The sequence below is a fragment of the Peribacillus sp. genome (assembly GCF_059453735.1).
Window position 1 is genome coordinate 1 of sequence record NZ_JAZVJO010000058.1, and the last position, 2,418, is coordinate 2,418.

3 protein-coding genes are annotated in these 2,418 nt (G+C 38.0%); 2 read left to right on the forward strand and 1 reads right to left on the reverse strand.

From position 1 onward, the window contains the following. Nucleotides 1-556: 556 nt before the first annotated feature. Nucleotides 557-757 (forward strand): hypothetical protein, encoded by a 201-nt coding sequence (locus AC52RT_RS01990; RefSeq protein ID WP_495539192.1) that lies wholly within the window; start codon nucleotides 557-559, stop codon nucleotides 755-757. Nucleotides 758-850: 93 nt separating this feature from the next. Here the strand turns inward: AC52RT_RS01990 and AC52RT_RS01995 are convergent, their stop codons facing one another. After that, nucleotides 851-1,009 (reverse strand): hypothetical protein, encoded by a 159-nt coding sequence (locus AC52RT_RS01995; RefSeq protein WP_495539193.1) that lies wholly within the window; start codon nucleotides 1,007-1,009, stop codon nucleotides 851-853. A gap of 248 nt (nucleotides 1,010-1,257) precedes the next feature. Here AC52RT_RS01995 and murB point away from each other — a divergent pair, with 248 nt between their 5' ends. Continuing rightward, on the forward strand, nucleotides 1,258-2,166 hold the full coding sequence (gene murB / locus AC52RT_RS02000; protein WP_495539194.1) for a UDP-N-acetylmuramate dehydrogenase: 909 nt from the start codon (nucleotides 1,258-1,260) through the stop codon (nucleotides 2,164-2,166). Nucleotides 2,167-2,418 lie beyond the last annotated feature (252 nt).

Here is a 2,418-nt window from a genome sequence, read left to right on the forward strand (position 1 = left end):
CATTTTATAATTCGTACTCAAGCTTGTCTATTAATAGGAGGAAAACAGTTGATTTTCAATCTATGTACCTAATGTTTTACCAGTAGAAGGTATAGGAAAATACCTCCTAGGCGGGAGGCTTTCCGTCTTACAACAATGTTATGAAGTGTTTATACTCGACATACCCTTGACCAACACAGACAGGACAATGTCTGTATCCGGGAGGAAATTCCTTTACGGGACCTTTATAATGATAAAAGTCCACTCTATTGTAATTATATGTAATTTTAGTTAAAAAGACGAGTAATATGTGAAAATATGACTAATTCAATCTGTTAAATAATCTTGCACCAGGTGACCATGTAGTGTGTGCATTTGTCCCAAGCTGCGGTGATTGTTGACTTCTGGCACTTTGCCTTTGCGAACCGGAAGGGACTGTTAAAGGTGAGGGAACGCTGCTGAATGATGGATGCAGGCTCCATCACACTTTCGATCGACTAGCAAATGGAGAAGCCACCCGAATCATACTAACGTTCTAACCAAGAACCCGTACAAGAAAAATTGTACGGGTTCTTTTGTGTGGAAATTTGGACCTGTTCAGAACGGTATGTGTGCAGAACTGAGGAATTTGTGTGCAGTTGAGACCTATTACTGTGCAAAACTAGCCAATTCACGTGCATTTGAAACACTTTTCTGTGCAAAACAAGCTAAAAACTGTGCATTCTGTCCGATTCAGCAAAAGCGTCATTTACTAGAATCTAAGTTAGGTTTCCGATAGATACTCATTTTCAAAAGACACATTTGCGCTACAGGGGTTTAAATGACTTCAGAAAAAAAGCAGACCCCATACTTCTGGGATCTGCCTCGCATTCTATTTGTATGCAGGAATTTCTACTGTTAAATGATAGGATTCTAGCAAGCTATATAAATTATAAATCTGTTTGACTTGTTTTGCTGCCCAGCCGATATCGGTTGCGTACTGGTGAGTGGCATAACCGTATCTTGCTGCACTTGCTGGATTCCATCTCATTTTATAGAGCGTGTCTTGCCCAGCTGAAATATAGCCATTGGCGCTAATTAGGGTTAATATTTTTTAAAAAGTAAGTTTAGAGTAGCCGTTTAAAAGAAAATTCTGTATGCTGGAAGAGATGGCATTGAAAAAGACGTATAAATGATTGTCTTTTTCTTTTATGAAGCTTAAAATGAACTATCTATGCATTTATTATGAGGAAGGACTTATTTTTTAAAAACAAATCCTCAACTGGGAGCTTACAAAAAATGAATGAATTAATTTATAACGATTTAATAGCCATTTTAAAAACAAATCATGTGAAAATGAACGAACCATTAAGTAACTATACCTTTACCAAAACAGGTGGAAAAGCTGATATCTTGGTTCTTCCGACCAGTTATCTTGAAGTTCGCGATACGTATAACTATGCGTTGGAACATCAAATTCCAATTACAGTGCTTGGAAATGGATCGAACTTGATTATACGAGATGGCGGGATTCGTGGGATTGTGATGGTCCTCGTTCAAATGAAAGAAGTTGAATGTAAGGGAAATCAAATCATTGCTCAAAGTGGTGCGACAATTATTGAAACATCACGTTTTGCACTGGAAAAATGTTTAGCAGGCCTTGAATTTGCTTGTGGAATTCCAGGTACAGTCGGTGGAGCACTTTATATGAATGCCGGTGCATATGGCGGAGAAATTTCTGATGTGTTGAAAGAGGCACTTGTTCTTACTGCTGAGGGAGAGTTAAAAACCTTCGCAGCAGAGGAATTAGAATTAAGCTATCGTACTAGCCGCTTTTCAAAAGAACATTTATTAGTTTTAGAGGCAACCTTCGAATTAAAGCCAGGGAATGTAGCTGAAATAAAAGCGAAGATGGACGATCTTACTTTCCAAAGGGAATCCAAACAGCCGCTCGAATTTCCTTCATGCGGAAGCGTGTTTAAACGCCCGCCAGGTTATTTTGCAGGTAAATTAATTCAAGATAGCGGATTACAAGGAAAGCAAATTGGAGGAGCACAGGTTTCGATGAAGCATGCAGGCTTTATCGTAAACATCGATGATGCAACTGCCACCGATTATGTTGAACTAATTGAACACGTACAAAAAACGGTCAAAGCGAACTTCGGTGTAGACCTAGAAACAGAAGTAAAAATTATCGGCGAAGATTAATGATTTCACAAAGACTTTCTCATTGAGAAGGTCTTTTTTTATGGCTTTGTATAAAAAGGATTTATTACCCATTTTATGTTACGGTAGAAGCATAGGGAGGGAATTATAAATGTATACGAGGATCGTTAAATATAGTTTTCTTTTATTGTTTTTAATGTTGCTTATTATACATCTTGCTGTCGGACTCAAACATGGGTTTTGGATCGTAATCGTTCTAGCTATTCTTCAAGCAGCTGCCTATACCATAGCTGA